This window comes from Kribbella pittospori (assembly GCF_004331465.1).
GTDB lineage: Bacteria > Actinomycetota > Actinomycetes > Propionibacteriales > Kribbellaceae > Kribbella > Kribbella pittospori.
Genome location: NZ_SJKB01000015.1, coordinates 108,188 through 135,136 on the forward strand (window position 1 = coordinate 108,188; position 26,949 = coordinate 135,136).

Genomic DNA, 26,949 nt, shown 5'->3' on the forward strand with positions numbered 1-26,949 from the left:
AGCGGCTCAGGCGGATGCCGACGGCAATCATCCGTAAGTAGGACGCCGGATCAGGCCATGGGCTGACGATCGGCGGCGGTCGATGCGGTCTAGTGGTGGTGCCCCGCGCCACCACCTGGAAGGACGACTGTGGACTCGCCGAAGGCCCGGTTGCACGAGATCGATCTGCTGCGGATCCTCGCGGCCGTCGCGGTCATGACGTACCACTACCTGTTCTCGGCGTACGCCGGCGGCCTGTCGGCGATGCAGTTCCCCCATGCCGACATGGTCGCCCGGTACGGCTACCTCGGAGTCGATCTGTTCTTCACGATCAGCGGGTTCGTCGTGCTGCTGAGCGCCTGGGACCGCACGCCGCGGTCCTTCGTCGTCTCCCGCGCGGTCCGGCTCTACCCGGCGTACTGGGTGGCCGTCACGCTGACAACGATCGTGTCGATCTCGCTCAGCCAGGGCCGGTTCCCGGTCTCGCTGCCGCAGTACCTGGCCAACCTGACGATGGTCAACTCCCTGCCGAACATCGAGAACGTCGACGTCGTCTACTGGACGCTGTGGGCCGAGGTGCGGTTCTACGCGATGATCCTGATCCTGACCTGGTTCGGCATCACCCGCCGCCGGGTCACGATCTTCCTCTGGGCCTGGCTGGCCGCGACCTTCGTCTTCCAGGCCGGTCTGTTGCCGCACGCAACCGACTTGGTACTGAACACCCAGTTCTCGCACTACTTCATCGCCGGTATGGCGCTGTGCCTGATCCACCGGTACGGCCCGACGCCGCAAACGCTGCTGATCGTCGCCGTCTCGCTCGGCAACGCGATCTACCGCGGCATCGGATTCGGCGACCGGGTCGGCATCCGCTACCACACCGAGATCCACCAGCCGGCCGTGGTCGCGATCATCGTGGTGATCTTCGCCGTCATGCTGGCCGTCGCACTCAAGTGGACCCACCGGCTCGGGCGGCCGTGGTTCGCCGTCCTCGGCGCACTCACCTACCCGCTCTACCTGGTCCACGCGCACATCGGCTTCATCGTCTTCGAGCGGCTCGGCGACCAGGTGAACCACATCCTCCTGATCGCCGCCACGATGCTCGCGATGGTCGGCGTCGCGGCCGCCCTGCACTACGGGGTCGAGCAGCCGCTGGCGCCGCGCCTCAAGCGGCTGCTCGAGCGTGTCCTACCAGGCGCCCGCCGTCAGCCGGTTCACGCGGTCACGAAGTAGTCCGTCAACACCCGCGCCAGCGTCTCCGGCGGAAGCGTGTGGAAGGTCCCGTCATGCCCCTCCGCCGTCCCGTTCGGCAGCGCGGCCGCGGTCTGCTTGACCGCGGCCTGCAGCCACGCCGGACTGTCGTTGCTGTACAGCGCAAGTGTCGGCAGTTCGATTGTCGACAACAGCTCAGTCGGTACGGCGCTGTCCCCCATCTGCAGGCCGTCGTACACAAGCGTGTGCGCGATCGCCTCGAGCCCGGCCCACATCGGCGTCTCCCGGATCTGATCAACCACCTCCTTCGGCTGGCCGACCGCCTCCACCATGAACAGCTCGGCCGCACCGCCGGGGTTCCCGGCCGCGACGTACTCCTGCAGGCGCTCGATGTACCGCTCCGGCGCCGGTGGCGCACCGTCGACCCGGAACGGCGGCTCCATCACCGCCTGCTTCTCGAACGGCAGTCCGGCCTGGAACAACACCATCGACCCGGACGAGTACGCGCAGGCGAACCGCGCGCCGGTCGCCGAGCGCACCGCGTCGAGGTCCTCCCACTCGCGCTCGACGGCGTACGTCGGTGCATCGCCGGAGGCGCCACGGCCACGCCGGTCGTAGTTCACCACGGTGAACGTCGAAGCCAGCGCCTCGGCGTCCGGCACGTACCGCGCGCGGTCGGTGAACCCGCCGGCCACGAGCACCAGCACCGGCCCACTCCCGTACGTGTCGTACGCGATCTCGGTGCCGTCCTTCGAGGTGACCTTCTCCATCACCCACACCCCTTCACTGTTTGGGATCCCTGCCAACCGTCGAACGAACGCAGCGTGGAGAGACACCCCACTGGATGTGATCCACATCACAGGACACCAGCGACCGGCCCGAGCCCTATCCGCGGCGGACCCACCTCACTACAGTTGGATTATGTATACAGACGACTGGTATGCGGTCCACCGCACGATGGGTTCCTGATGCTGCTCCGCCAGCTGGAGTACCTCGTCGCCCTCGCCCGCGAGAAGCACTTCGCCCGGGCTGCCGACGCGTGCTACGTCTCCCAGCCGTCGTTGTCCGCCGCGATCCGCAAGCTCGAGCAGGAGCTCGACGTACCGATCGTCCGGCGCGGCCGCCGCTTCGAGGGACTCACCCCCGAAGGCGAGCGGGTGCTGCTGTGGGCGCAGCGGATCCTGGCCGAGCAGGACGCGCTCCGGCACGAGTTGTCGGTGATGCGCGGCGGCCTGACCGGCACGCTCCGGCTCGGCGCGATCCCGACCGCGATGCCCGTCGTCTCCCTGCTCACCACCCCGTTCTGCGAGCGGCACACCAGCGCCCGGGTCACCCTCGAGTCGTTGTCGTCGCGCGACATCACGCAGAAGCTGGCGGAGTTCGATCTCGACGTCGCAATGACGTACCTCGACGACGACACCCTGGGTCAGGTCCGCAAGACCCCGTTGTACGAGGAGCGCTACCTGCTCCTCACCCCGCAGCACACCGAGCTGGGTGAGTTGCCGGTGGCAACCTGGGCACAGGTGGCCGCGCTGCCGCTGTGCCTGCTCTCCCCCGACATGCGCAACCGCCGGATCATGAACGGCTACTTCACCGACGACGGCGTCGTCGCTTCTCCCGCGATCGAGAGCGACACGGTCTCCGGTCTCTACAGCCACCTGCACGGCAACCACTGGTCGACCGTGATCTCCCACGCCTGGCTGCACATGTTCGGTGTGCCCGAGGGCATGCGCGTCGTACCGCTGAAGAGCCCGGCGCACGGGCCGCGGGTCGGACTGGTGATCGCGGCCCGCAGTCCCGAGCCCGTGCTGGCCCGCGCACTCCTCGACGTTGCGCGGCAGGCCGGCGTACACACTGCTCTGGACGATCTGCTCAACGTGCACTTGATGGGTTCTGGCTATCTCGACATAGCGAGCAAGTCTTTGACCGTCGGACCGTGACCCGGCGACTGTGGAAGTCCCTTCCAAACAAGGAGAATCCACACCATGGCCAAGATCATCTGCGTCCTGTACGACGACCCTGTCGACGGCCACCCGACGTCGTACGCACGTGACGACATCCCCACCATCAACGGCTACCCGGGCGGCCAGACCGCACCCACGCCGAAGGCCGTCGACTTCACACCGGGCGAGCTGCTCGGCAGCGTTTCCGGTGAGCTCGGGTTGCGAGAGTTCCTGGAGAGCCAGGGCCACACGCTGGTCGTCACGTCCGACAAGGAAGGCCCGGACTCGGTGCTCGACCGTGAGCTGGCCGACGCCGATGTGGTGATCTCGCAACCGTTCTGGCCGGCGTACCTGACGCCCGAGCGGATCGCGAAGGCGCCGAACCTCAAGCTCGCGATCACGGCCGGCATCGGCTCCGACCACGTCGACCTGGACGCGGCGATCGAGCACGGCATGACCGTTGCCGAGGTCACCTACAGCAACAGCATCAGCGTCGCCGAGCACGTGGTGATGATGATCCTCGGCCTGGTCCGCAACTACCTGCCGTCGCACCAGGTTGTCCTGGACGGCGGCTGGAACGTCGCCGACTGCGTGGCCCGGTCGTACGACCTCGAGGGCATGCACGTCGGCACGGTCGCGGCCGGCCGGATCGGCACCGCCGTACTGCGGCGGCTGAAGCCGTTCGACGTGAACCTGCACTACACCGACCGGCACCGGCTGCCGGAGTCGGTCGAGCGCGAGCTCAACCTCACCTTCCACCCGAGCGCGGCCGACATGGTCCCGCACTGCGACGTGGTCACGATCAATGCGCCGCTGCACCCGGAGACCGAGGGCCTGTTCGGCGAGAAGCTGCTCAGCACGATGAAGCGCGGCACCTACCTGATCAACACCGCCCGGGCGAAGATCGCCGACCGGGACGCCATCGTGAAGGCACTGGAGAGCGGTCAACTGGCCGGGTACGCCGGCGACGTCTGGTACCCGCAGCCCGCGCCGGCCGACCACCCGTGGCGGACCATGCCGCACCACGGCATGACCCCGCACATCTCCGGCTCGACCCTGTCCGCCCAGACCCGGTACGCCGCCGGCACCCGGGAGATCCTGGAGTCGTGGTTCGCCGGTACGCCGATCCGCGACGAGTACCTGATTGTCGACGGTGGGCGACTGGCCGGTGCCGGAGCGCATTCGTACTCGACCCGCGTGTAAGCGGCGTCACGTCGTACGTAACCGGGATCACGTGAGACGCGGGCATAACCGGTGAGTACGGCTGGTTGGATGTATACAGAAGCCAGAATTCAAGGAAAGGGCAACAATGATCTTCACCCGTAGGTTCGGCGCTCTGGCGGCTCGTCCGCAGTTCCCGGATGCCCCGGAGCTGCAGCAGGAGCTGAACACCCCGGTCGACCTGGACGCCGAGCTCGCCAAGCTCACCGGCGACCAGACTCGCACCGCTCACGACGACCGTCCCCACGCCGACGAGTCGGCGGCGTAACCCGGTCGCCCTATGAGGTCATGGATGCAAGGCCCCATGACCACGCCGGTGCCGAAGGCCCGGCCAAAGGCGCGGCACTTGGTAGACTGTCTACCAAGTGCCATGCCTTTGTCAGCGCAAGTTCCGGGAAGGACCTCATGACCACCATCAGCGCAGGCCCAGGGGCGGGGGCGGAACCGGCCGGTGTGCGACACGTCAAGCGGCCGACGCCACTGCGTGAGTCCGTCTACGAGGCCCTGACCGAGATGATCATCGACGGCACCCTCGAGCGCGGCCGGCACCTGGTCGAGGTCGAGCTGGCCGGCATGCTGGGCGTCTCCCGCCAGCCGGTCCGCGAGGCCCTCCAGCGGCTCAACAACGAGGGCTGGGTGGACCTCCGGCCGGGCTTCGGCGCGATGGTGCACGTGCCCGCCGAGGACGAGGTGGACCAGTTGCTCGCGGCCCGTGCCGCCCTGGAGTCGGAGTCCGCGCGGCTCGCGGCCCGGCACGCCTCGAAGGACGACGTGGCCCGGCTCAAGGACCTGTGCAAGGTGGGTACGGCGCTCCAGGAGGCCGGCGACATCGACGGCGCGGTCCGGACCAACGGCGAGCTGCACAGCCTGATCACCCAGATGTCCGGCAACAGGTTCCTGGTGGACTTCGCCGGCCAGGTCGACCGCCGGGTCCGCTGGTACTACACCCCGGTCGCCCCGGTCCGCGGTGGCGCCTCCTGGCGCGAGCACGCCCGGCTGGTGAAGGCGATCAGCGAGGGCGACGAGGACAAGTCCGCGCAGATCATGCGCGAGCACACCGAACACACCCGCAAGGCCTACCACGACCTCCAGGCGGGCGCCGAGCCCGACGAAGCGCCTGCCGAGGCCGCCCCCCGCCGGCGTCGCCGCGCGGTGAACTGACCGCGCGGGCGAGCGGTGAACTGACCGCGCCACCGAGCGGTGAACTGACCCCGCGGCCGGACGCTGAATCACCCGCCGGGGGTGATGGCCCTCGGTCAGCCGGCGGATGAGGATTGGCTGCGATTGCCGGTGAGGATCGGCTGCGATTGCAGTTCGATGCCCGGCATCGAGGGAGGCCGGCATGACACTGACGTCGACGGGTTCGCAGGCACCGGTCGCGGACGTACTGGTGATCTTCGGGATCACCGGTGATCTGGCCAAGGTGATGACGTTCCGCTCGCTGTACCAGTTGGAGGCGCGCGGTCTGCTCAGCTGCCCGATCGTCGGGGTGGCGGCCGACGACTGGACCCTCGACCAACTGGTCGAACGGGCCAGGACGTCGATCGAGGGCACGGGTGTCACCATCGACAAGGCCGTCTTCGACCGGTTCGCGGACCGGTTGTCGTACGTCGGTGGCGACTTCACCGAGGCGTCGGTCTACGAGCGCGTCGGCCAGGCGATCAAAGATGCCCAGACACCGGTGTTCTACCTGGAGATCCCGCCGTTCCTGTTCGGCCGGGTGGTGCAGGGACTGTCCGAGGCCGGGCTGACCACCGGTGCCCGGGTCGTGGTCGAGAAGCCGTTCGGCCACGACCAGCAGTCCGCGCGGGACCTGGCCGACCAGCTGCACCAGTACATCGACGAGTCGCAGCTGTACCGGATCGACCACTACCTCGGGAAGATGGGACTGGAGGAGATCCTCTACCTCCGGTTCGCGAACGCCGTCCTCGAACCGGTGTGGAGCCGCAACTACCTCGACTGCGTCCAGATCACGATGGCCGAGGACTTCGGAGTCGAGGACCGCGGCCACTTCTACGACCCGGTCGGCGCACTGCGCGACGTGGTCGTCAATCACCTGATGCAGGTCGTCGCGGCCGCCGCCATGGAACCACCGTCACGCGGCGATCCGACCACGCTGAAGGATTCGACCACCGCGTTGTTCCGCGCAGTCGAGGAAGCCGACCCGGCCCACTACCTCCGCGGCCAGTACGACGGCTACCTCTCCATCGACGGCGTCGCGAAGAACTCGACCACCGAGACGTACGCCGCACTCCGGCTCAACATCGAGAACTGGCGCTGGGCCGGCGTTCCGTTCTTCATCCGCACCGGCAAACGACTTCCGGTGACCCAGACCGAGCTCCGGCTGGTCTTCAAACGACCACCACGCCTGGGCTTCGGACCCCGCGGCCACATCGCCGAGCCCAACCAGCTGGTGGTCAGGCTCGACCCGACAACCGGAGTGCGGATCCAAGTGGACGCCCATCGCGCCGACCTGGCCCGGATCGCGCCGATCGAGCTCGACATGGAGTTCGGCCAAGAAGGTGGCGAAGGCCCCACGCCGTACGAGGTGCTGTTGCATGCGGCCATGACCGGGCAGAGCACCCGGTTCACCCGCCAGGACGCCGTCGAGGAAACGTGGCGGGTGATGCAGCCCTTGCTCGACGCACCGACGCCGATCCACCCGTACAAACCGGGCACCTGGGGGCCGGCCGCGGCCGGCGAAGTACCGGCCGGATACGGCGGCTGGCGGACACCCTGGATCCCGAACTGACAACTAGGTCCGGGCCGAAAGTCCCTGGCGCGTTCAGAGAGCTGGCGTATCGTCTGCCATGTGCAGGGGCCGGACACTGGTTCGGGTGCAGCCTCCGTTCCCGTTGCACCACCGATCGTGACCCCTGGGGGCCACAGCGTGGGGTCAGGAGTGCGTGGTGGGCGTGAGCGCCTGGTACCGCGGACCGCAGTCATCGATCGCTTGATGGAATCGCACGAGCCGGTGGTCGCCGTCGTGGCGCCACCCGGCTACGGCAAGACGACAGTGCTGTCCCAGTGGACCGATCGGTTCGGGCCGCGGGTGGCCTGGGTGTCGTGCGAACGGTCCGACAACGACCCGGTCGCGTTGTGGACGGGCATCCTCGACGCCCTCGACCAGATCGAGCCGGTCGGCAGGGACGCGCGCGCCTTGCTGGCCGCGTCCGGTGGCAGCGTCGACGTCGTACCCCGGCTGGTCGAGTCGATCAGCGCGTTGCGCGCGCCGGTGCTGGTCGTGCTCGACCACGTCGAGGAGATCACCAGCCCCGACTGCTCGACGTCGATCGCCGAGTTCGCGTTCCGGGTACCCGCCGGCTGGCGGCTCGCGGTCGCATCGCGGGACGCGCTGCCGCTGCCGCTGTCCCGGCTGCGGATGGGCCGCGGGATCGTCGAGATCGGTGTCCAGCACCTCGCGATGGGCGGTGCCGAGGCGGCTGCGCTGCTGCGGTCGGCCGGCGCCGAGGTACCCGTTGCCGAGGTCGACGAACTGGTTCGCCGTACCGAGGGCTGGCCGGCCGGTCTGTATCTCGCCGCGCTGGCGATGAGGTCCGGTTCGCCGGTGACGGGCTTCGGCTTCACCGGTGACGACCGGCTGGTCGACGACTACCTGCGGTCCGAGCTGCTCGCGCGGCTGTCCCCCGACCAGGCGGACTTCCTCGTCCGTACCTCGATCCTCGACCGCATGACCGGGCCCCTGTGCGACGCCGTCGTCGGCGGGAAACAGTCGGCCCGGATGCTCGTCGACCTCGAACGCCACAACCTGCTGGTCGTCCCGCTCGACCGTCGCGGCGAGTGGTACCGGTATCACCATCTGCTGCGCGAACTCCTCCAGGCCGAGCTCCGGCGCGGCGATCCCGATCTCGGCAGCGGGCTGCACGCTCGCGCCGCCGACTGGTACGAGGCGAACGGGATGGCCGAAGCCGCCGTCGGCCACGCCGCCGCGGCCGGCGACACCGAACGAGTCACCCGGCTCGTCCTCGAACTCATGCAACCGGTCTGGGCCAGCGGCCGGGTCGACACCGTGCGCGGCTGGATGGAACTCCTCGACCGCTACCCGCCGGGCCAGCACTACGCCGCGATCGCGGCACACAGCGCATTGATCTTCGCCCTGCTCGGCCGGCCGCGGGAGGCAGAACGCTGGGTCGGTGTCGCCGAGAGTCTGCCCGTGAGCGGCACGCTGTCCGACGGCACGACGGTCGCCGCGACCCTCGCGTACATGCGAGCCAACCTCTGCCGGCAAGGCCCCGCGGAGATGCGCACGGACAGCGTCCTGGCCCTCGACGGGCTCAGCCCGGCCAGCCCGTTCCGCGCGACGATGCTGCACTCGGAGGCGATGTCCTGGTACCTCGAGGGAGACCTCGAGCGCGCCGATTCCGGGTTCATCCATGCGTACGACGTGGCGACCGGCTTCGGCGTCACCCCGCTCGCGGCCCTGATCCTGACCGAGCGGTCCCTGATCGCGACCGAGCGGGGCGAGCGAGCCGCCGCCGAGGCGATGCTCAAGCGTTCCCTCGAACTCGTCGACACCGGACACTTCGAGGCGTACTGGACCAGCGCCCTGGTCTTCGCGGCCGCCGCGCACGCAGCCGCCCGCCGTGGCGAGATGCGCGAGTCCCGCCAGTTCGTTCGCCGTGCCGCCGAGCTACGACCGCTGCTGACCTACGCCCTCCCCAGCGTGTCCGTCCAGACCCTGCTCGAGCTCGCCCAGACCTACATGGCCCTCGTCGACCCGTCGGGTGCGAGTGCCGTCCTCGAACAGGCCGACAACATCCTGCGCCGGCGGCCGGGACTCGGCATCTTGCCGGCGGCCATCGGGAAACTGCGCAACCGCGTCGATCAGATCATCGTGGCCGCGTCCCCCGGGATCTCCGCGCTGACGACGGCCGAGCTGCGGCTGGTCCGGCTCCTGCCGACCCACCTGTCGTTCCCGCAGATCGCCAAGCAGCTGTACGTCTCGCGGCACACCGTCAAGTCGCAGGTGCAGTCGGTCTACCGCAAGCTCGGCGTCTCCTCCCGCGGGGAGGCGGTCGAGATCCTGGCCGAGATCGGCATGCAACGCTGAGGTCTAGGGCGTGTCTGCTGACTCCGCGCCGTCGCGAGCAGGTGCTCGGTGCGGTGCATCGGCGTGCTGGAGCGAAGGTCTCGATGCGGAGCATCGTGGCCTTTGCGCCAGTGCGGCGAGGTGCCGTGCCGAGTGCCGCGCAGTAGGCGGGGAGTCAGCAGACACGCCCTAACCGAGTCGCTCCAGCAAGTGGTCACCGACGCGCAGCGCGTTCGCCATCGCGGTCAGCGCAGGGTTCACCGCGCCGATGCTCGGGAAGAAGCTGGTGTCGACCACGTAGAGGTTGTCGAGCTCGTGAGCCTTGCAGTCGGAGTCCAGCACCGAGGTCTCCGGATCGTGCCCGAACCGGACGGTGCCCGCCTGATGTGCGCACCCCGCGACCGGGATGTCGTTCTTCATGTAGATGCTGCGCGGGATCAGGTGATGCGGGTGCATGCCCAGCTTGCCCAGGTTCTTCTTGACCCGCTTGTACAGCTGCTCCATCGGCTCGCCGTTGTTCGGTGTGTGCGACAGCACCACGTTGCCGTCGCGGTCGAGCGTCACGCGGTTGTCCGGATCCGGCAGGTCCTCGGTCGACAGCCAGAAGTCGACGGCATGCTCGGCGACGTCGCGCAGCGCGAACGTCGGCGCCAGCAGGGTCTCGACCGGCTTCTCACCGCGGTACATCGGTGCCGACGACTTGCCCACCATCTGCAGGTTGCCCATCGGGTAGTCGAAGTCGGCGTCGCCGAAGTAGTAGTCGTTCATCCCGAGCGTCTTCTGGAACCGGGTGTCGTTCTCCTCGGTCGAGACCGCCAGGAAGGCACGGCTGTTGTGGAAGATGAAATGGCGCCCGACCTGGTCGGACCCGTTCGCAAGCCCGCGCGGATGCCGGTCGTTCGCGCTCGCGAGCAGAATCTTGGCCGAGTTCACCGCACCGGCCGACAGGACCACGATGTCGCCGCTGAACCGTTGCTCCGCACCGTCCACCTCGGCGACGACCGCCGTCACGGTCCGGCCGGTCGGGTCGGTCTCGAGGCGCCGTACGACGGTGTTGCGCAGCAACGTCACGGTGTCGTGCTCGATCGCGGGCCGGACGGCGATGACGTCCGCATCCGCCTTCGCGTGGACCAGGCACGGGAACCCGTCGCAGGTCGCGCACCGGATGCAGGCGCTGAACGCGGGCCGGCTCTCGTCGATCATCACCCCGCACGGCGCATGGAAGGGGTGCAGCCCGACCGCGGCCATGTCGTCGAACAGCTTCTGGATCCGCGGCTCGTGCGAGACCGGCGGATAGGGGTACGGAGCCGAGGCGGGCGGATCCGTCGGGTCCTCGCCCCTCGCACCGTGGACCTGGTAGAGCTGTTCGGCCCGGTTGTAGTACGGCTCCATCACGTCGTACCCGATCGGCCAGGCCGGCGAGATTCCCCCGTGGTGCTTGAGCTCGGTGAAGTCGCGCTCGCGCAGCCGGTACAGCGCGGCGCCGTAGAACTTGGTCGCGCCGCCGACGAAGTAGTGCACCTGCGGCTGGAACGGTTTGCCGTCGCTGTCGAACCACTGGTCCGGCGACACGTAGCGATTGTCGACGAACACCGCCTCGGCATCCCAGTTCTCCGCCTCCCGCGGGAGCCAGTCACCACGCTCCAGGATCAGAACCCGCCGTCCCGACGGCGCGAGCGCGTTGGCGAGCGTGCCGCCACCGGCGCCCGATCCCACGATGATGACGTCGTACTGCTCGGCCATGACCTTCTCCTCAGTTGCTGCCGGCCGAGGTGGTCGAGTCGCCTCGGTCGACGATGATGTGCGGGACGTCGGCGGAGTCGTCACCCCAGGCGATCCGCTGCGGGGCGGTGGACCACTCGACGGTCGCGGCGTGGTCACGGTCGAAGTAGTCCCAGGCCCAGGACATGAACGCGTCGGTCTTGCTGTGCGCACCGCTCAGCAGCATCGCGTGCACGCCGAGCCAGGCCGCGAAGGCGAGCGGGCCCTCCATCTGGTGCCGGTGCCGGCCGACCTCGGCGACGGCGGCGTTCCGGCCGATCATCGCCATGATGCCCTTGTCCTTGTAGTGGAACGGCTTGGCCTTGTCGCCGTGCACCTCACGCAGGATGTTGTCGGCGGCCCACGTACCGGACTGCTGCGCGACCGAGCCCAGTTGCGGCAGGATCGTGCCGTCCTTGGCGGGGATGTTCGCGACGTCGCCGATCGCGTAGACCTGCGGATGCCCGTCCACGGTGAGGTCAGGCTGTACGTCGATCCGCCCGCCCCGACCGGTGGTCAGTCCGGTCGCACTCCCCACCACCGAAGCGGCCGACTCGCCGCCACCCCAGATGACGGTTTGGGTGGCGATCGTCGACCCGTCGTCGAACTCGACCCGGTCCGCGTGGACCGCGGCCACTCCTGTCCCCAGTCGCGGATCGGCGCCCTGCCGGGTGAGTCGCTCGTGCGCGTAGTCGTGCGACTTGTCCGAGAACGCGCCGAGCAAAGCATCACCTCGGTCGACCACGGTGATCTTCCCCGGCTTCGAGAGCCGTTCCGTGGCCACCAGTGCGGTCATGAGTTCGGTGAGCGCGCCGGCGATCTCGACTCCGGTCGGACCGCCCCCGACCACGACGACATCGAGGGCACCCTCGTCCGGATCGGTGGAGCGGATCGTGGACTGCAGGTGCCGCCGCAACCGCTCGGCGTCGGCGACGGAGTACAGGGCGAACGCGTGCTCGGCGGCGCCCGGAACCCCGAAGTACTCCGGTCGCGCGCCGGCCGCGATGACCAGGTGTGAGCCGGTGATCCGCTCGCCGTCGGACAATGTCAGAGCGAGGTTCTCGACGTCGATCTCCGCGACATCGGCGGTGTGGATCCGGACGGTCGGATGTTCGCGGAAGATGGCTCGGTGCGGCCGGGCGATGTCCTCGGCCGGAAGCTGCGACGTGGCGACCTGGTAGAGCAACGGCTGGAACTGGTGGTAGTCGTTGCGGTCGACCAGCGTGACGCGGACACCCTCGTCTCCGAGGCGGTGTGCGCAGGCGACTCCGGCCAGCCCGCCGCCGAGTACGACGACGTGCGGGCTCTCCCTCTGCTCGGTCACAGTGACAGCTCCTCCCGGAAGTCGGCCAGGATGATCCGGCCGGCCGCCCCGATCAGGGCGAGATGCGAGAACGCCTGCGGGAAGTTGCCCAGGTGCCGGGCCCGGTCCACTTCGTACTCCTCGGCGTACAGGCCGAGCGGCGACTCGATCCGCAGCAGCCGCTCCAACTGGCTCCGGGAGCGGTCGATCTCGCCGATCATCGCGAGCGCGGAAACCAGCCAGAACGAGCAGATCAGGAACGTGCCCTCCTTGCCGGACAGACCGTCGTCGGTCTCGTCGGTCTTGTAGCGCAGCACGAACCCGTTCTCGGTCAGCTCGGTGTCGATCGCCTCGACCGTCGCCCGCATCCGTTCGTCGGTGCCCGGCAGGAAGCCGAACAGCGGAGCCAGCAGGATCGACGCATCCAGCGCGTCGGTGTCGTAGTGCTGCCGCAGCACACCGCGGTCGCTCACCCCGTGCTCGAGGATGTCCTCGCGGATCTCCTCGGCCGTCTTCGCCCACAGCTCGGCGAGGTCCTCCTCGTTGCGGATCCGGGCCAGCTTGGCCGCACGGTCCAGCGCCACCCAGCCCATCAGCTTCGAGGAGACGTAGTGCTGCGGTTCGCCGCGGGCCTCCCAGATGCCCTGGTCGGGATCGCGCCAGGTCGCGATCGCGCACTGCGCCTGTGACTGGACCAGCGGCCACAGCCGGCGTGGCAGCCGCTTGCTCCGGATGGTGTGCAGGAGGACCGAGTCCAGGACCGCCCCGAACACGTCGTTCTGCTTCTGGTCGTAGGCGCCGTTGCCGATCCGCACCGGGGCGGCGCCTTCGTAGCCGGTGAGGTCGTCGCGGGTCGACTCGGCCAGGTCGCGGCGCCCGTCGACGCCGTACATGATCTGCAGCGCGCCGTCCGGGTTCGGCTCGAGGTCGGCCATGAACTGCATGAACTCGTCGGCCTCCCAGTCCAGGTTGAGGTAGTGCAGCGCCTGCAACGTGAACGTGCTGTCGCGCATCCAGGTGTAGCGGTAGTCCCAGTTGCGTTCGCCACCCGGTGTCTCCGGCAACGACGTGGTCAGCGCGGCGACCGTCGCTCCGGTCGGCATGTAGGTCAGGCCCTTGATCGTGAGCGCCGAGCGTTCCACCGGATGCCGGAACCGGTGGTCGGGGATCCGGGCCCGGGACAGCCAGTTGCGCCAGAACCTGATCGTCGCGGCGATGCGTGCCTCCGCGTCGGCCAGGTCCGCCGGTGACTCGAGTCCGTCCGCCCAGGACAGGGCGCAGTACGCCTTCTCTCCCTTGGAGATGACGTGCCGGGCCCGGGCGGAGGCACCCTCGATCCCGATCTGCATGTCCGTACTCAGCCGGAACGTCTGGCCGGCCCCGGACGCGTCCGCGGCGTGCGCGCTGCCGTCGGCCATCGTCCACTCGGCCGGGATCCGGCCGTAGTCGAACGCGGGTTCGCAGACGAGTTCGATCTCCACCGAGCCGTCCAGGCACTCGACGGTTCGGATCAGCATGTGATCGGCGTCGTCGTCGGCCGGCGGGCGGGTGTGCGGGGTGACCAGGTCGGGGCCGCGCGACGGACCCATGGTCAGCGCGTCGTGCACGAGCAGCCAGCCGGCCGGCGTGTGCCACGTGGTCGTCATGACGTTCGTGCCCGGCACGTAGATCCGGGCGGTCGGCTGGTTGATGCCGTACGGACCGAACCGGAACGACCCGGCGCCACGGTCCAGCAGGTTGCCGAACGTACTCGGCGCGTCGAACGCGGGCGTGCACAGCCAGTCGACCGATCCGTCCGGGGCGACCAGTGCGCCGGTATGGCAGTTCGACAGGAACGCGTAGTCGGCGATCGGCGGGAACGGTGAGGACGAGGTCATGGCCGGGGCTCCTTCGCAGTCGCGGGCCTAACCCCCACCATCGGCCGGTCGAACGGAACGACGAATCACCCGCCGGAGGTGATTGGACGGTCACCGACGTCCTCGGTCCCCTCCTCGGGGAGCAGTGCACGCTGGTCGAGCACGTAGAGCAGGACGAAACCAGGCACGACGATCACAATGGCCAGCCCAACCGCCACGAGCAACGTCGCCAGCGTGCCCTGGGGAGCGGCAGCCGCCGAGACGGTCAGGCTCTCCGGCAGGAGGTACGGCCACTGGGCGATGCCCCAGCTGATGATCAGTCCGGCCACCGCGAGCGCGGCGAGAACCCGCGCACCACGGCCCGCGTACCGAATCAACAGCACCAGCGCGCCCAATCCGCACAGCACACTGAGGATCACGCCCGGAAGGGCTCTCGACGTCAAGCCGTCGAACACATGCGACGCCTTGGCGTTCAGGACGACCAGACCGGCCACCGCGACCACCGCCGCGACGATCGCACTCACCAGCGCCCGGCGGCGGAAATACTCGCCCATCGTGTACCTGCGCAGGCGCCGGGAGTCCCAGACGAGGTACACGGCCGCCAGGTACGCCGACACCACGACCGCGAGCACTCCGGTCACCAGCGACGTCGGGTTCAGCCAACTGTCCACCGGGTCACCGGCCTCGCCACCCGATGGCACCTGCCCCGACGCGATGCCACCCGCGATCGCACCCAGGCAGAACGGCACGAGCACCGACGACAAGGCGAAGGCACCACCGAAGACCCGCCGGAACCGCAGCGTCACCACCGACTTCCGGAAGGCGAAACTCGCGCCGCGCAGGACGATCCCCAGCGCGGCCACGGTGAGCGGTACGAACAGCGTCAGCATGATCGACTGGTACGCAGCCGGGAAGGCGGTCCAGGTGACGACAAAGATGAAGATCAACCAGACGTGGTTCGCCTCCCAGACCGGACCGATCGACTGCTCGATCACCGCGCGCGGTTCCGCGCCGTGCTCGGGGCCGCCCGCGGTCAGGTCCCAGAACCCGGCACCGAAGTCCGCTCCACCGAACACGGCGTACGCCGCCAGGGCGAGCAGGAGCACGACCGCGATCGCAGTACTCACGGTGCCCGCTCCTCGACCACCGCGGGCTCCTGGCCGACCTGTTCGGCGTCCTCCCCCAGGCCCTCCTCGACGGCGGCCTCCTCCACGGCAGCGTCCGGCGCGGGGCCGTACGGCGTGTCACCCTCGACGAAACCGCCCGCCCGGCGGAAGCGCCGGCTCATCCCCCGCAGCACCAGGATCGTCGTGACACCGAGCGCGGCGTACAGCACGAAGACGGCGATGAAGGTGATCCAGACACCGGCGTTGGCGGTCGCGGCCTCCTCGACCTTCATCCGGTTGTAGACGATCCACGGCTGCCGGCCGACCTCGGTGACGATCCAGCCCGCCTCCATCGTGATCACAGCCAGGACCCCGGCGCAGGCCGCGGCGCGGAGGAACCACCGGCTCCGGGGCATCCTGCGGCGGAAGAGCCAGGTCAGGCCGTACCAGACCGAGAGCAGGAACAGGGCCGTACCGAGACCGACCATGACGTCCCAGGCCAGGTGGACCGTGTTCGTCTCCCGGATCGTCGGCCGTTCGTCGACCGGCACGGTGTCCAGACCCTGTACGACGGTCGACTTGCCGCTGCTCGGATCCGACAGCCAGGACGCGAGCCCGGGGATCGGGATGCCGCCGGAGATCGTCCCGTCGGCGTTGAGCCGGCCGAGCAACGTCTCCGGTACGTCGGAAGCCGTCGTCGGCACCAACTCGATCGCGGCGAACTTGACCGGCTGGTTGTTGTACACCCACCGGGCCAGCGAGTCGCCGACCCCCATCTGGATCGGCGTCATGATCGCGGCGACCGTGAACGCGATGGTGAACCCGATCCGGTGGTACCGGTCGTCGCGGCCGCGCAGGATCCCGGCCGCGTAGATCGACGCGACCAGGAACCCGCCGACGAGGTACGCGGCGATCAGCATGTGCGCGGCCTGCAACGGCATCGCGTCGTTGAAGATCACCTCGAGCGGTTCGACCTGGGTGATCTCGCCGTTCGCGTTCATCGTGAAGCCGGCCGGCGCGTTCATCCAGGCGTTCGCCGCGACCACCGAGATCGAGCCGAAGATGCCGGCGATCACGATCGGTACGCCGGTCCAGAAGTGCGCCCACGGTTTCAGCCGGCGCCAGCCGAAGATGTAGATCGCCACGAAGATCGCCTCGGTGAAGAAGAACAGCCCCTCGAAGGCGAACGGGATGCCGAACGCATCGCCGTACACGCCCATGAACCGCGGCCAGAGCAGACCGAACTCGAAGCTCAGCACGGTCCCGGTCACCGCACCGACGGCGAACGTCACGGCCATGTACTTCGACCACCGTTGCGCCAGCACCAGCGCGTCGTGGTCGGCGCGCCTGATCCCGCGGTAGTTGGCGATCAGCGTCATGAACGCCCACGACACCCCGAGCGGCACCAGGATGATGTGGAAGGCAAGTGTGAACGCCATCTGCGCACGCGCCCACGGGACCGGGTTCACGGCGGCCGCGACGACCAGACCGGTGACGCTCTCCCCCACGATCATCCGAGCCCTCCTTGTGCCCCGGCGCAGTGATTGGTCAGATCAGGTTGAGATCCCAGGCCCGGCGGACGGCGTCGTTGCGGCTCGACACCGAGAGTTTCCGCAGGATGTTGCGGACGTGCGTCTTCACCGTGTTGACCGAGATGAACAGCTCGGCACTGATCTCGTGGGTGGTGCGCAGCGTCGAGAGCAACCGCAGTACGTCGAGCTCCCGCTCCGACAGTTCCTCGAAGACCGCTGCCGGGTCGTCGGCCGGATCCGTGTCCGTGGTCTGGGCCGGGCGCAGCCAGCCGGCCAGCGAGCGCAGCCCGGCATCGTTGCGGATGACCGCCTGCAACCGCTCGGGGGTGTGCGTGAACGGGCGGCGGATCCGCTCGCCGCGAGCCAGCAGCAGCGCCTTGGCGACCCCGGACCGGCCACTGCGGACATTCCCCCCGAGCCATTCGGCCTGCGCGTGATCCAGGAGTTCCTGCACTCGCTGCGATGCGGTCGTCGTCCGGCCGTGGATCACGTCGTTCGCCCCGGCCCGGTCCAGACCGACACCCACCGCCTCGGCGTCGATGTACCCGCGCAGCCAGCTGTCCGGCGGCTCCGGGTTCCTCAGCGCACACCGAGCACCGACCCAGTCGCCCCGGTCCCGCAACAGCCGCACGCGCAACAGCCAGCACACTGCGCTCAGCAGGCTGTCGTCCTGCGTCTCGCGGAGCCGGCGAGCGCGGTCGAGGGAATGCTGGGCCTGGGCGAGGTCCTGACGTTCGAGCGCGACCCACGAGTGCGCCAGATGTGTTGCGGCAGGACGCTCCGCCGCGGCGACGGACTCTCCGGCGAGTCGCTCGGCGGTGTCCGCGAGGGCTTGTCCGCGGGACAGATGCCCACGGCAGGCTTCGGCGAGCGCCAGCGTGGCAAGGCATCGCAACCGGAGATCCTCGCAGCCATCCGCAGCGGCCGTCCGGACCGCGTCGGCGAGCGCAGCACACGCAAGGTCGAGGTAGCCACCGCGGAGGTACGCCGTACCTTCCGCACTCAGCACCAGCGCCTTCAGTACGTCGTTCCCGTGCGCGGCCAGTTCCTCCCGCGCCCCACGTGCGGCGAGCAAGGTCTGGTCGATACTGCTTGACCCGTGGTGCATCAGTGTGGTCACGACAGCGGCCGACACACGCCATCCGCTGTTGACCGGCGGGTCCTCTGCACAGCGCGCAAGGCATCCCGCGGCCGCGGCGACATCGTGGTCGGCGAGGGCGATCGCGGCGCGAACGAGCTGCACGTCAGCGGAGTCCAGGTCTGGCATGGCCGACAGACAGCCGGCCAGCTCCGAACCCACCCGGGTCGGCAGCAGCAAATCACCAACGCCCAGGCCGTTGACGACGAAGCCGGCGACACGTTCCCAGTTCCCCGTCTCGGCGGTGTGCCTGACGGCCGGCAGCATTCGGCCGTTCGCGCCGTACCAGTCCGCGGCCTGCCGCTGGAGGTTGCCGATCGCGGCGGGCAGCGTGCGGTCCAGTTTGGTGCGAAGGAATTCACGGAAGAGCGGGTGGATCCGGTAGTGACCAGCGCGTCCGGGCACCGGTCGGACGAAGGTGTTGCCGATCGCCATCCGCCGCAGCACCTCGTCCGCGTCCGGGCGGTCCGTCAGCGCGGCACCGAGCTCCGGGATGACGTCGTCGACGAGACTGATCCTGAGCAGGAAGTCTCGATCGTCCGCGGCGAGATCACCGAACACCTCCGCGGCCAGGTAGTCGGTCGAGAACCCCGTCGGCAGGGTCCGATGGTCACCGGCACGGAGTGCCAGCGCCGCCAGCCGTACTCCGGCCGCCCAGCCCTCGGTCAGGTCGAGCACGTCCCGAGCCGCTGCCTCCGGCTGCGTGATGTCGTGCAGGCCGAGCAACGCTTCGACTTCTGGACCGGTGAGAGCAAGGTCGTCGGACCGGAGCTCAGCGAGCCTGCCCTCCAGCCGGTACCGGTGCAACGGCAGCGGCGGATCTACCCGGGTCGTCATCAGTACCCGGAGCCGGTCCCCGGTCGTGTCGAGCAACCGGCCCAATTGCTCGAAGACCAACGGCTGCTGTACCCGTTCGGCGCCATCGAGTACGAGGACCACCGGTCCGTCAGGAAGCAGCAACTGCTCGGCCAACACGTCGACCTCCGCACCCGTTGGACAGCCGGTGTCCGCGACCCCGGCGCCGGCTTCGGTGAGCGCGCAGCGCACATCCGGGATGAACGTGTCGTCACGGTCGGCCAGTGAGAGCCAGGCCACCTGTGCCTGTCGGTGGCTCCTCGCCCACGCCGCCGCCAGCACCGTCTTGCCGGACCCGGCAGGGGCGCTCACCAGCGTCAGCGGAGCCTCCCGAACGGCCTGCGAGATACGGTCGAGCAACCGTGGCCGCTGGACGACGAGGAAGGGCGGCGCCGGCGGATGGATCCGACTGAGCGGGATGGCCGGTTCGATGACGGATCTCAGCGCGGGCCTACCCGCCGTGTGCGATCCGATCCGCTCCGCACGCAAATCCACCCTCATACCGCGGCCCCCTCCCGCCAGCCTGCCCCGCACCGTCCGGCAAAGAGCGGACGGTGCGACCCGGTCCCTTTTCGACTGTGGGGTTCCCGGCGGACACCCGGCATCGCCCCGATGGGGTGAAACCGAATCCGGCGAAGGGCGAACGGTAGCCCGCAACCAGAGGCTGGCTGCGGGCTACCGGCGGGGGATTCCTTCAGGCGACACGCTTCTTGCGACCACGTCCGGTCGCGGCCTTGCGTGCCTCGAGAGCGGCGGCGAGATGGGCGTACTGCTCCACCGTCCGCCGTGCATAGATGTTGCGTTCCAGGATGTGCGGCCACCAGTGCCGCCCGATCTGCTCGTGCATCCACAGGAAGCCGATCGCGAAGCCCATACTGACCAGGGCCCGGAACGCGAGGAACTTCCACGGGTCCGGCGGCAGGCCCGGCGTACCGGTCACCACCCATTCGGTCACGACGGAATGCACCAGCAGGGAGAGCGGGAAGGCGATCACCCAGTAGACCGCCGCCGGCGCGAACACCCCGGCGGGGATCTTGCCCATGCCCATCAGAACGGAGTACCCGGCACCGAAGAGCATCAGCGGGACGCCCAGGCCGAGCCCGGTCGCGACCGCCCAGCCGAAGGGCTGGCCGACGAACGCGGCCAACCCTCCGGCGATCACTCCGGCTGCGGCGCCCACCGAGACGGCCGGCACCGAGAACTCCGCGAGCTGCTTCAGATCAGCTGTCTGAGTCATGGTCAGCTCACAACCACACCGAAGCGGATCAGGCTGTAGAACAGCATGCCGAGATAGAACACCGCGCCGAACCCGATGATCACGTTGCGCACCGGCCCGGGCCGGATCGGTTTGGGCAGCAGCTTGTTGTTCACCAGGAGCAACACGATGCAGTAGGCACCCATCGCGAACGTGGACAAGAAGGCGAGGATGTCCAGGATCCCGGCCGGACCGTCGGCCGGACCGAACAGCAGGATCAGGATCCCGAACGTGATCACGCCCCACAGGAACCCGGCGTACAGCTTCGACATCGAGAACCGTTTGGCCCCCGGCACGAAGTAGTACGTCATGTCGGCCTGACCGCGGGAGAACGAGTCGAACAGACCCAGGGTCGCGTTCAGCCCGATCAGCGCGATGAAGGCGAAGAACAGCGTGCCCAGGATCGGGCTGCCGGCCGACGCGAACGCGTCCGACATGGCCGACAGGGCCGCGTCCCGGTCACCGCCCTCGATCAGGCTGGCCACGTCCGGGTTCGTCCGGGCCGCCGACATGGCCAGCACGGTGAACGAGATCGTGACCAGCATGGTGATGCCCCAGAACAGCAGCAGGGCGTCGAAGGTGACCCACTTGCGCCACCCCTTCCACTTCTGCATCTCGGCCGGGTCCTCGGTGTCGAACATGAAGCCCCGCGACGGCATCGACTCGGCCTGGTCGGCCGACCGCAGACCGCGGATCTTCGGGATGTGCGACCCCATCGCCGCACCGCTGTCGCGCAACTGCAGCGTGTACCACATCTGCTGCATACCGGACGGGCCGGCGAACGCGATCGAACCGACCACGATCGGGAACCAGGCCTCGGACAGTGCCTTCTCCGGGAAGAACCCGAACGCGAACATGCCCTGCAGGGTCTGGCCCAGATCGTCCCAGTTGCCCACGATCGCGGCGATCACCGACGTACCGACGACGAGCAGGCCGATCAGCAGACCGAGGAGTTTCTCGAGGAAGTTGTAGATCACCGACAGCAGGCTGAACAGCACACCGACGAACACCAGAGCCACGCACGCGGTGACCTGCCAAGGTATGCCGGTGATCTCCTCGAAGGCAGCGGCCCCGGCAGACAGATGCCCGGGCCACATATAGATCAGGATCGCCGCGACGTAGAAGAACCACATCATCGGTTTGAAGACCCGCGCCGCGCCGAAGAAGATGCTCTCCCCGGTCGCCATCGCGTACCGGGCCATCTCCAGCAGCACGAACGCCTGCAGGGTGACGCCGACCAGGAACAACCAGCGGATGTCCGGGCCGAACACCAGCACCAGGCGGGGCCACATGTAGGACTCACCCATGCCCACGCCCAGCGCGACCAGGAACACGGTCGGACCGAGGATGTGCATGGACGGCGGTGCGTCCGGGAGCTTCCGGATCGGCATCGGTTCGAGCCGGCCGGCCTTCCAGACCTTCTCGGTGACGGCCGTCGAGGCCGGCTCTTCTGGTACTTCTGAGGTCTTGCTTGTGACGTCCAAGGCGGACTCCTTAGATCGACGCCAGCTTGGCTTGACGCTCCCCCGTGCACTCCCCCCTGACCAACAGCATCACCGGCTTCCTCCGAACAGGTTGGGGACTTTCAGGAACCGAGCGGCCCGGCGTTGCGGGCCCAGCGGTACTTCGCACCGAGCACCTGGACCGGTGTCTCGGTGGTGTACGGGTAAGCGACCACTCCGTGATCGAACAGGTACTGACTTGCTTCCTCGACCTCGACGTCACCGGACACTGAGGCCACCACCGGCTTGTCGATGCCCTTGGCGCGATACTCCTCCACCACCTCGGCGACCAGCTTCGCGAACACCATCGGCGGCGTCACGATCGTGTGCCAGTAGCCCAGGATGAGCGCGTGGATCCGCTCGTCCTCCAGCCCGAGCGCGATCGTGTTGCGGTACGTCGACGGCGGCTCGCCACCAGTGATGTCGACCGGGTTGCCGGCGGCACCGAACGGCGGGATGAACGTGCGGAACGCCGCGTCCAGGTCGGCCGGGATGTCCATCAGAGTCAGGCCGGCGTCGACACAGGCATCGGAGAGCAGTACGCCGGAACCGCCCGCGCCGGTGATGATGACGACGTTCTCGCCCTTCGGCGTCGGCAGCAGCGGGATGCCGCGGGCATACTGGAGCATCTCGTTCAGCCCCGGCGCCCGGACCACACCGCTCTGCCGCAGGATGTCGTCGTACACCTTGTCGTTGCCGGCCAGGGCGCCGGTGTGCGAGCTCGCGGCCCGCGCGCCCAGGTCGGTGCGGCCGGCCTTCAGGACGACCACCGGCTTCTTCTTCGACACCCGGGCCGCCGTCTCGGCGAACGCCCGGCCGTCCTTCAAATCCTCCAGATGCATGGCGATCAGGTTGGTGTTGTCGTCGCTCTCGAAGAACGTCAGGAGGTCATCCTCGTCGATGTCGGCCTTGTTGCCTACCCCAACGATCGCGGAGACGCCCATCCGGCTGGACCGGCTGAAGCCCAGGATCGCCATCCCGATCCCACCGGACTGCGACGACAGCGCCACACTGCCGCGGACGTCGTACGGCGTACAGAACGTCGCGCAGAGGCTCTCCGGCAGGTAGTAGTAGCCGTAGATGTTCGGGCCGAGAATCCGCACGTTGTGTTTCTTGGCGATGGCAACGACCTCGTCCTGCAGTTCCTGCTCGCCGGTCTCGGCGAACCCGGACGGGATCAGGATCGCGCCCGCGACACCCTTCTGGCCGCACTGCTCGAGCGCTCCGGCGACGAACTTGGCCGGTACGGCGAACACCGCCACGTCGACATCACCGGGAATATCGGTGATGCTCGGGAACGCCTTCAGCCCGAGAACCTCGCCGCCCTTGGGGTTGACCGGGTAGATGTCCCCGGCGTACCCGCCGTTGACCAGGTTCTTCATCACCGAGTTGCCGATCTTGCCGGTCTCGTTCGACGCCCCGATCACGGCCACCGCACGCGGCTTCATGATCCGCGTCATCGCGGTCAGGATCTCCTCCTGGCTGTACCGCTCGACCGGCTTGCCGGCCTCGGCGTCCACGATGATCCGGAAGTCCACCGCGGTGGCACCGTCCGGCCCGGCCAGCACCGGGTTCAGGTCCACCTCGGCGAACTGCGGGAAGTCGTTGACCAGGTCCGACAGCCGCTGGATCAGGTCCGCCACCGCGTCCTTGTCGACCGGCTTCGCGCCGCGGACGCCGTTCAGCATCTCGTGCGCACCGATCCCGTCGACCATCGCGCGGGCCTCGTCGCCGGTCAGCGGGGCGAGCCGGAAGGTGACGTCCTTGAGTACCTCGACCAGGACGCCACCCAGCCCGAACGCGACCACCTTGCCGAACGTCTGGTCGGTGACCGCGCCGACGATGACCTCCTGCACGTCACCGCCGGTGACCAGCATCTTCTGCACCTGCACACCGACGATCTCCGCGTCGGCCTGGTAGGCCTTGGCGTTGGCGATGATCTTCTCGTACGCCGCCTTGGCCGCCTCGGCACTGTCGACGCCGACGACCACGCCACCGGCATCGGTCTTGTGCAGGATGTCCGGCGAGACGATCTTCAGCACGACGGGGAAACCGATCTCGGCCGCGAGACCGGCGGCTCCCTCGGCAGTCGTGGCCAGCCCCTCACCCGGCGTCGGGATGCCGTACGCGTCCGCGACCAGCTTGGCCTCGGGCGCGCTCAGAGAGGTGCGGCCGTCCGCCAGAGCCTGGTCGAGGATGGTTCGGACTGCTGCCTTGTCATAGGTCATGCCTGCGCTCCTTCAGGGATGCGGGGAGAGGTCGGCGTCAGATGACGCCGGCTGCCTTGAGTTCCTCGAGCTCGGCGGTGTCGATGCCGAGCGATCCGTAGACGACGGAGTTGTGCTCGCCGAGACCGGGCGAGGTCTCGACCTGGACCGGGGAGTCGGACAGCTTGAGCGGGCAGCCGACGGTCTTGAAGCTGCCCCGCTGCGGGTGCTTCACCTCGACCACGGCGCCGAGCTCGGCCAGCGTCTCGTCCTCGATCAGCTCGCGGGTCGACATGATCGGCCCGCACGGCACGTTCAGGGCGTTGAGCTTGTCCATCACCTCGAACTTGGTGTGCTGCTCGGTCCACTGCTCGATCAGCGCGAACATCTTGTCGAGCTTGTCCAGCCGCGCGGCCGGCGTCGCCCAGTCCGGGTCGTCGGCCAGCTCCGGCTTGCCGATCAGGTTCGCGATCGGTGCCCAGCCGGGCGGCTGGACGATCACGTAGATGTAGTCGTTCGGCCCGCCCGGTGCGCACCGCAGCGCCCAGCCGGGCTGGCCGCCACCGGAGGCGTTGCCGGACCGCGGCACCTCGTCCTCGAAGTTCTCGTTCGGGTACTCGGGCAGCGGACCGTGCGTGAGCCGCTGCTGGTCGCGCAGCTTGACCCGGGTCAGGTTGAGCACGGCCTCCTGCATCGCCACGCTCACGCGCTGGCCCTTGCCGGTGTTGGTCCGCTGGAGCAGCGCGGCCAGGATGCCGGCGACCAGGTGGATGCCGGTGCCCGAGTCGCCGATCTGCGCGCCGGTGGCGGTCGGCGGGCCGTCCTCGAACCCGGTGGTGCTCATCGCACCGCCCATCGCCTGGGCGACCACCTCGTAGGCCTTGAAGTCCTCGTACCGGCCGGGGCCGAAGCCCTTGATCGAGGCGTAGACCAGCTTCGGGTTGATCAGCTGCAGCCGGTCCCAGGTGAAGCCCATCCGGTCGATCGCGCCGGGGGCGAAGTTCTCCACCAGGACGTCGGCGTCCTTGACCAGGTCGGTGAAGATCTCCTTGCCCCGCTCGGACTTCATGTTCAGCGTGATGCTGCGCTTGTTGCAGTTGAGCATCGTGAAGTAGAGGCTGTCGACGTCGGGGATGTCGCGCAGCTGCTGGCGGGTGATGTCGCCGGTGGGCGCCTCGAGTTTGATCACATCGGCGCCGAGCCAGGCGAGGAGCTGGGTACAGGACGGTCCGGACTGCACGTGCGTCATGTCGAGTACACGGACCCCGTCGAGGGCCTTGCTCATACTGGTCCTCCCCTACTTGTACATGGTCTGGTTCATGGTTCCGGGCGCGTACGCGTCCGGGTCGACCCACACGTTGATGAGCGAGGGCAGCCCGGACTCGCGGGCCCGCTGCATGGCCGGCCCGATCTCCTTCGGGTCGCGGACCTCCTCGCCGTACCCGCCGAGCATCTTGGCGAATTCGTCGTACTTCACGTCGCCGAGCGTGTTCCCGATCCGGCCGCGGTCGTGGCCGTACTTCGCCTCCTGGCCGAAGCGGATCTGGTTCATCGACGAGTTGTTGCCGACGACACCGACGAACGGGAGCTTGAAGCGGACGAGCGTCTCGAAGTCCCAGCCGGTCAAGGAGAACGCGCCGTCGCCGAAGAGTGCGACCACTTCCTTGTCCGGTCGCGCGTACTTCGCCGCGAGGACGAACGGGATGCCGACACCGAGGGTCCCGAGCGGGCCCGGGTCCATCCAGTGGCCGGGCGACTTCGGCTGGACGACGCCACCGGAGAAGGTGACGATGTCGCCGCCGTCGCCGATGTAGATCGAGTCCTCGGTGAGGAACTCGTTGATCTCGTGCGCGAGCCGCAGCGGGTGGATCGGGTTCGCGTCGGACAACTGCCGCGGCAGCCGCTTCTGGTACGCCGCGTCCTCCTCGGCACGCAGTTCGGCGAACCAGGCCTTGCGGTCGACCTTCTTGACCCGGCCCGACGCCGCCTGGGTGACCGCGGCCAGGATCGCGCCCGGGTCGCCGACCAGGCCGAGGTCGATGTCGCGGTTCTTGCCGACGGTGCGGTAGTCCATGTCGATCTGGACCACGGTCGCGCTCTTCGGCAGCCGGCGGCCGTAGCCCATCCGGAAGTCGAACGGCGTACCGACGATCAGGATCAGGTCGGCGTTGTTGAACCCGTACCGCCGGGACAGGTGGAAGTGGTGCGGGTCGCCGGGCGGCAGGGTGCCGCGGGCCGAGCCGTTCATGAACACCGGGATGTCGAGCGTGCGGGCGAACTCGGTCGCGGCCTCGCTGCCGCGAGACGTCCAGACCTGGCTGCCCAGCAGGACGACGGGCTTCTCGGCCCGGGCCAGCAGGTCGGCCAGCGCCTCGACGTTCGCCGGGTCGCCGATGCTCTTGGTGGAGGCCCGGTAGTGACCGGCCTCCGGGACCGTCGCCGAGTCGACCGGGACCGAGTTGTCCAGGATGTCGCGCGGGATCTCCAGGAACGACGGGCCGGGCGCGCCGTTGTAGCACTCACGGAACGCCATCGAAACCATGTCGGCGGCGCGCGCGGTGTGCGGCACGGTCGCGGCGAACTTGGTGATCGGCGTCATCATGTCGACGTGCGGCAGGTCCTGCAGGGACCCCATCTTGTGCTGGTTCAGCGCGCCCTGGCCGCCGATCAGCAGCATCGGGCTCTCCGCACGGAAGGCGTTCGCGACGCCGGTGACGGCATCCGTCGTACCGGGGCCGGCGGTGACGACCGCGCAGCCGGGCTTGCCGGTCACCCGCGCGTAGCCGTCCGCGGCGTGCGCGGCGACCTGCTCGTGCCGGACGTCGACGACGGCGATGCCCTCGTCGACACAGCCGTCGTAGATGTCGATGATGTGACCGCCACACAGGGTGAAGATCACGTCGATGCCCTCGGCCTTCAGTGCCTTGGCGACCAGGTGTCCACCTGAGATCGTCGCCGGCTCCGGCTTCGGTGAGTCGGCGGCTGGTTGGGTCTCCGACACTGTCTGCGCCATCTGCAGTCATCTCCTCGGA

General features: G+C 68.6%; 19 protein-coding genes. 7 read left to right on the forward strand and 12 right to left on the reverse strand.

The window, feature by feature from the left end:
- Positions 1–129: 129 nt before the first annotated feature.
- Complete coding sequence (locus E0H73_RS35920) at positions 130–1,209, forward strand: acyltransferase family protein (protein WP_131364058.1); 1,080 nt, start codon at positions 130–132, stop codon at positions 1,207–1,209.
- Here E0H73_RS35920 and E0H73_RS35925 read toward each other — a convergent pair.
- Positions 1,191–1,958, reverse strand: a complete 768-nt coding sequence (locus tag E0H73_RS35925; RefSeq protein WP_165555950.1) for an alpha/beta fold hydrolase — start codon at positions 1,956–1,958, stop codon at positions 1,191–1,193. The genes E0H73_RS35920 and E0H73_RS35925 overlap by 19 nt on opposite strands.
- A 198-nt stretch (positions 1,959–2,156) precedes the next feature.
- Here E0H73_RS35925 and E0H73_RS35930 point away from each other — a divergent pair, with 198 nt between their 5' ends.
- The 6 genes from E0H73_RS35930 to E0H73_RS35955 all read left to right on the forward strand — a co-directional run bounded on the left by E0H73_RS35930 (position 2,157) and on the right by E0H73_RS35955 (position 9,423).
- Entirely contained in the window at positions 2,157–3,128 is a 972-nt protein-coding gene (locus tag E0H73_RS35930; protein ID WP_131364061.1) for a LysR family transcriptional regulator, read from the forward strand.
- Positions 3,129–3,173: 45 nt separating this feature from the next.
- Positions 3,174–4,334, forward strand: a complete 1,161-nt coding sequence (locus E0H73_RS35935; protein WP_131364063.1) for an NAD-dependent formate dehydrogenase — start codon at positions 3,174–3,176, stop codon at positions 4,332–4,334.
- A 106-nt stretch (positions 4,335–4,440) separates the two neighbouring features.
- Positions 4,441–4,620: a hypothetical protein gene (locus E0H73_RS35940; RefSeq protein WP_131364065.1), complete on the forward strand. Its 180-nt coding sequence runs from the start codon at positions 4,441–4,443 to the stop codon at positions 4,618–4,620.
- Positions 4,621–4,757: 137 nt separating this feature from the next.
- Complete coding sequence (locus E0H73_RS35945; protein WP_131364067.1) at positions 4,758–5,513, forward strand: GntR family transcriptional regulator; 756 nt, start codon at positions 4,758–4,760, stop codon at positions 5,511–5,513.
- A 181-nt stretch (positions 5,514–5,694) separates the two neighbouring features.
- Positions 5,695–7,104, forward strand: coding sequence for a glucose-6-phosphate dehydrogenase (gene zwf, locus E0H73_RS35950; RefSeq protein WP_131364069.1), 1,410 nt, complete (start codon positions 5,695–5,697; stop codon positions 7,102–7,104).
- A gap of 204 nt (positions 7,105–7,308) precedes the next feature.
- Complete coding sequence (locus tag E0H73_RS35955) at positions 7,309–9,423, forward strand: winged helix-turn-helix domain-containing protein (protein ID WP_131364071.1); 2,115 nt, start codon at positions 7,309–7,311, stop codon at positions 9,421–9,423.
- Between the two features lie 168 nt (positions 9,424–9,591).
- On the opposite strand, the gene E0H73_RS35965 is transcribed toward E0H73_RS35955, so the two are convergent.
- From E0H73_RS35965 to E0H73_RS36015, 11 genes are all read right to left on the reverse strand, one after another.
- Positions 9,592–11,145: a GMC oxidoreductase gene (locus E0H73_RS35965; RefSeq protein WP_131364073.1), complete on the reverse strand. Its 1,554-nt coding sequence runs from the start codon at positions 11,143–11,145 to the stop codon at positions 9,592–9,594.
- A 10-nt stretch (positions 11,146–11,155) separates the two neighbouring features.
- Positions 11,156–12,487 (reverse strand): NAD(P)/FAD-dependent oxidoreductase, encoded by a 1,332-nt coding sequence (locus tag E0H73_RS35970; protein ID WP_131364074.1) that lies wholly within the window; start codon positions 12,485–12,487, stop codon positions 11,156–11,158.
- Positions 12,484–14,343 carry a glycoside hydrolase family 15 protein gene (locus tag E0H73_RS35975; RefSeq protein WP_131364076.1) on the reverse strand — a complete coding sequence of 620 codons (1,860 nt, stop codon included), beginning with the start codon at positions 14,341–14,343 and terminating at the stop codon, positions 12,484–12,486. The genes E0H73_RS35970 and E0H73_RS35975 overlap by 4 nt, the downstream gene beginning before the upstream one ends.
- Before the next feature lie 65 nt (positions 14,344–14,408).
- Complete coding sequence (locus tag E0H73_RS35980; protein ID WP_131364078.1) at positions 14,409–15,449, reverse strand: cytochrome d ubiquinol oxidase subunit II; 1,041 nt, start codon at positions 15,447–15,449, stop codon at positions 14,409–14,411.
- Positions 15,446–16,942: a cytochrome ubiquinol oxidase subunit I gene (locus E0H73_RS35985; RefSeq protein WP_131364080.1), complete on the reverse strand. Its 1,497-nt coding sequence runs from the start codon at positions 16,940–16,942 to the stop codon at positions 15,446–15,448. The genes E0H73_RS35980 and E0H73_RS35985 overlap by 4 nt, the downstream gene beginning before the upstream one ends.
- A 34-nt stretch (positions 16,943–16,976) precedes the next feature.
- The gene (locus tag E0H73_RS47545) at positions 16,977–19,265 is read right to left on the reverse strand and encodes a winged helix-turn-helix domain-containing protein (RefSeq protein WP_238164490.1); all 2,289 of its coding nucleotides are present in this window, start codon (positions 19,263–19,265) and stop codon (positions 16,977–16,979) included.
- A 382-nt stretch (positions 19,266–19,647) separates the two neighbouring features.
- On the reverse strand, positions 19,648–20,190 hold the full coding sequence (locus tag E0H73_RS35995) for a hypothetical protein (RefSeq protein WP_131364082.1): 543 nt from the start codon (positions 20,188–20,190) through the stop codon (positions 19,648–19,650).
- Positions 20,191–20,192: 2 nt separating this feature from the next.
- Positions 20,193–21,692, reverse strand: coding sequence for an Nramp family divalent metal transporter (locus E0H73_RS36000; protein WP_131364084.1), 1,500 nt, complete (start codon positions 21,690–21,692; stop codon positions 20,193–20,195).
- Between the two features lie 101 nt (positions 21,693–21,793).
- Positions 21,794–23,938, reverse strand: coding sequence for an acetate--CoA ligase family protein (locus E0H73_RS36005; RefSeq protein ID WP_131364086.1), 2,145 nt, complete (start codon positions 23,936–23,938; stop codon positions 21,794–21,796).
- A gap of 37 nt (positions 23,939–23,975) precedes the next feature.
- A complete protein-coding gene (gene frc, locus E0H73_RS36010) occupies positions 23,976–25,202 on the reverse strand; it encodes a formyl-CoA transferase (protein WP_131364088.1) in 1,227 nt (408 codons plus the stop codon).
- Positions 25,203–25,214: 12 nt separating this feature from the next.
- Complete coding sequence (locus tag E0H73_RS36015) at positions 25,215–26,930, reverse strand: thiamine pyrophosphate-binding protein (RefSeq protein WP_202867721.1); 1,716 nt, start codon at positions 26,928–26,930, stop codon at positions 25,215–25,217.
- Positions 26,931–26,949 lie beyond the last annotated feature (19 nt).